Raw genomic sequence first — 741 nt, 5'->3', positions numbered from 1 at the left:
ATGAACGTGCAAATCATTCTCACCCCATTTGCGTTCAGGGAGAGGAATCATTACTTTATGGATTTCAGTACGTACTCCTGCCTGATATTGCGCAAGGGTGTAATCAACTGTCCAGATAACTTCCGCCGTCTTTCCGCTGACACTGCCACAACAGGTCGCGCCCCCACCGCCGTGTGCAAATGCATTCGATCCAGCCACGCCATTCACACTAAATCCCCGGATAGGCCGGTCAATTTCGCTGTGAATAATTAATGTCACCGGCCCGGTCGGTGGACCCCAGATGGATGCCCAGACTACCCAGCCTCCCCATCCCAGTATGAACAATAATAATCCTGCGCCCAGCCATTTACCCCAGCGCGCATAGCCGCGATTAACGGCTCCGTCTATTTTTTCCAGTCTTCTAAAAAAATCCATTTTATGCCCCGCTATAACTTTTATTTACCATTTACTGCATCTGGGAGTTCTTCAGCCTTCGGATGAATAAATCCGGTTCCCCACCACAAACGGACGTTATCTGCAGGAAGAAAATAAACGTGCAGATAATTTTCTTCCCATTTGCGTTCGGGGATAGGCATAACCACACGTCGTTTTTCGAGACGCATACCCTTAAGATATTGTTCATGCGTTATATCAAGAGTCCAGACAACTTCCGCCGTCTTCCCGCTGATACTGCCACAACAGGTTGCCCCCCCACCGCCATGTGCAAACGCATTGGGTCCAGCCACACCATTCACACTAAAC

2 protein-coding genes are annotated in these 741 nt (G+C 49.4%); both read right to left on the bottom strand.

The genetic code is table 11. The features are described 5' to 3' along the window. The coding region (locus ACJY2G_RS25530) for a DUF3304 domain-containing protein (RefSeq protein ID WP_430324198.1) at positions 1–414 on the bottom strand (414 nt) is incomplete at its 3' end. 20 nt (positions 415–434) lie between these two features. Next, positions 435–741: DUF3304 domain-containing protein (locus ACJY2G_RS25525; protein WP_430324197.1), on the bottom strand; the 307-nt coding region annotated here is incomplete at its 5' end.

Source organism: Rahnella sp. ATs2, assembly GCF_051851855.1.
Classification (GTDB): domain Bacteria; phylum Pseudomonadota; class Gammaproteobacteria; order Enterobacterales; family Enterobacteriaceae; genus Rahnella; species Rahnella variigena.
This window is presented reverse-complemented; position numbering and strand designations above follow the sequence as displayed.